Raw genomic sequence first — 2465 nt, 5'->3', positions numbered from 1 at the left:
CGGCCGCGCGCCATCGTCACCCGCGCCGCCGACGCCTTCCTGCCGCGCCCCGAGGCGCTGGCACAGGCGGCGCCGGGCGCCACCTCATTGCTGATCAATTCGCCCAATAACCCGACCGGGGTGGTCTATGACCGCGCCACGCTGGCGCATGTCGCGCAGACCTGCCAGGACCATGACCTGTGGCTGATCTCGGACGAGGTCTATGACACCCAGGTCTGGGAGGGCGAGCACCTGTCGCCCCGCGCCCTGCCCGGCCTGGCCGACCGGACGCTGGTGATCGGCTCGATGTCGAAAAGCCACGCGATGACCGGGTCGCGCTGCGGCTGGATCGCCGGGCCGCCCGAAGCCATCGAGCGGCTGATCGACCTGGCCACCAACACCACCTACGGCGTGCCCGGCTTCGTGCAGGATGCCGCCGTGTTTGCGCTGACCGCCGGCGACGAGCTGGAGGCCGAGATCGCCGCGCCGTTCCGCCGCCGCCGGCAACTGGCCCATGCCATCCTGGCCCAGCAGTCCTGCGTCGGCCTGATCCCGTCGCAGGGGGCGATGTACCTGATGCTGGATATCCGCGCCACCGGCCTGGATGGCGAAGGCTTTGCCACTGCGCTGTTGGAGACGCATCATATCGCGGTGATGCCGGGCGAAAGCTTTGGCAGCGCCGCCGCCGGCCATATCCGCGTGGCGATGACCATCGAGGACGACGCCTTTGCCGCGGCGCTCAGCCGGCTCTGCACCTTTGCCGCCGACCTGGCGGCGCAGAACACCCAGGTTGCACAGTAAGGCAAAGAGGTCAGGCAGCACCTGCTGGGGGGACCGGCAGGCACTGCCCTGCGGGGCCGGGTGAAGGGCACCCGCCGCGGGCGATCGCCGGATCAGAACCGGAACGATGCCCTAAGGTTGAAACTGTCCGAAGTCAGGTCGGATCGGGGGATACCGAAGGTGTCGAAATCGTCGCGCAGCCACTCGCCGCTCAGCGTGATACCGTCGCGCAGCGCATAGGCCACGCCCAGGCCATAGACCGCGCCGGTTTCGTCCCCCAGCGAGGTATCGGCCCGCGAGGTCCCGGCAACGACATAGCCCAGCGCCGGGCCGAAATCATAACCGGCCCGCAGCTTGAGCCGGCTGAACGTGTCGACCACGCCGCCGCCGCCCAGTTCGATATCGGCCCAGTTATATTCCAGCTCGGCGCCCAGAACCACGCTGCCCATGTCATAGTCATAGCCAGCATGGAAACCATAGGTGGTGCCGTCGCCATCCTGGGCGCCCGGGCCGTCCACGTCACCGCGCCCGACACCAAGGCCCGCATAGGGCCCGGTCCAGTCCTCGGCGGCAACCGGTGCTGCAAGGGTTGCGGCGACGGCCAAGGCCAATAATCCCGCTTTCATCCCTGGTCCTCCTGTACTGCTCATGCCTCAGCCTCGGATCGGGATCGCCGCGCAAGGCGAAGGCCCCCGATCAGGGCTGTGTTTGACCAAGAAATGAGGTGCCGGCGGCCGGGTTCAAGGGCCGCCCTGTCACGTCTTCGGGAGCGGCCAGGGCATCGCGAAACCCGCCCTGCGCCCAGGCGGTCGATGCCGCATATAAAAAACGGTGCCCGGCCTGTTTGGGGACAGGCCGGACACCGCGGCAAACCTGGCGGCCGGAACGGGTTGGGCAGACGACCGCCAGGCGGACCGTATTCCGGTTAGCCCCGGCTGTCGGGCATCACGCCTGCATTCTGCGCGGCGACGATCTCGTCCTCGTCCAGGGTGCCATCGGCATTGGCATCCATCGCGGTAAAGATCTCCTCGGTGATGTCCGGGTGCACGACTTGCACCTCGTCCAGTGTCACCCGGCCATCGCCATCGGCGTCCAGCTGGGTTGCGGCCCAGGCGGGTGCGGCCAGGCAAAGGATGGCAAATGCAGGTGCTACAAGGGTTTTCATCTTTTCACTCCACGTTTGGTTTTTAAGAAGGCGCGGTTTCCGTCGCCTTCACGGGGTCAGACGCGCCAGGAGCGATTTGCGTTCCGCGCCAGATCCGGGCGCGCCATTCCCCGCCGATTTCGCCCCTGGCTCCGGCAAGGCACCGCTGAAAACACCCCGTCAACCGCCATCGGCGGAAAGCCCCGTCTGGGCAAAGGCAAAAGCGCACGTATCTGTCAGGGCATGGTGAATTATTGAGGGGGCTCAACATGAGACATCACCACGACACCGCGTCCTTTGACGCGGTCCTGGCCCGCCTGCACCGGCGGGCAAAGCGGCTGACCTCGGACCGGGAAGCGGCCGAGGACATGGCGCAGGAAGCAGCGATGAAGGTTTGGCAGAAGTCGCGCGGCGCCGGCATCGACAATATCGAGGCCTATGCGATGACCGCGCTGGGCAACCTGGCGCGGTCGCACTGGCGCGCCCGCCGCCCGGTGGATGCCTACTGCGACGACATGGCCGCCACCCCGCCCGACGCCTTCCGCCGCCTGGCCTGCGCCGA

4 protein-coding genes are annotated in these 2465 nt (G+C 67.5%); 2 read left to right on the top strand and 2 right to left on the bottom strand.

Annotation, left to right across the window (positions count from 1 at the left end):
• A partial coding sequence (locus tag CVM52_RS25180; protein ID WP_133119992.1) for a pyridoxal phosphate-dependent aminotransferase occupies positions 1-780 on the top strand: 780 nt, incomplete at its 5' end.
• A 92-nt stretch (positions 781-872) separates the two neighbouring features.
• Here CVM52_RS25180 and CVM52_RS25175 read toward each other — a convergent pair.
• A complete protein-coding gene (locus CVM52_RS25175; protein ID WP_100165003.1) occupies positions 873-1385 on the bottom strand; it encodes an outer membrane protein in 513 nt (170 codons plus the stop codon).
• A 299-nt stretch (positions 1386-1684) separates the two neighbouring features.
• Positions 1685-1924 carry an EF-hand domain-containing protein gene (locus tag CVM52_RS25170; RefSeq protein WP_100165002.1) on the bottom strand — a complete coding sequence of 80 codons (240 nt, stop codon included), beginning with the start codon at positions 1922-1924 and terminating at the stop codon, positions 1685-1687.
• Between the two features lie 248 nt (positions 1925-2172).
• Here CVM52_RS25170 and CVM52_RS25165 point away from each other — a divergent pair.
• Positions 2173-2465 (top strand): RNA polymerase sigma factor (locus CVM52_RS25165; RefSeq protein WP_133119991.1); only part of this gene is annotated, 293 nt, incomplete at its 3' end.

This window comes from Pseudooceanicola lipolyticus (assembly GCF_002786325.1).
In the GTDB taxonomy this organism is placed as follows: Bacteria; Pseudomonadota; Alphaproteobacteria; order Rhodobacterales; family Rhodobacteraceae; genus Pseudooceanicola_C; species Pseudooceanicola_C lipolyticus.
The sequence above is the reverse complement of the archived record's forward strand: the minus strand, read 5'-3'. Positions and strand labels throughout refer to the sequence as shown.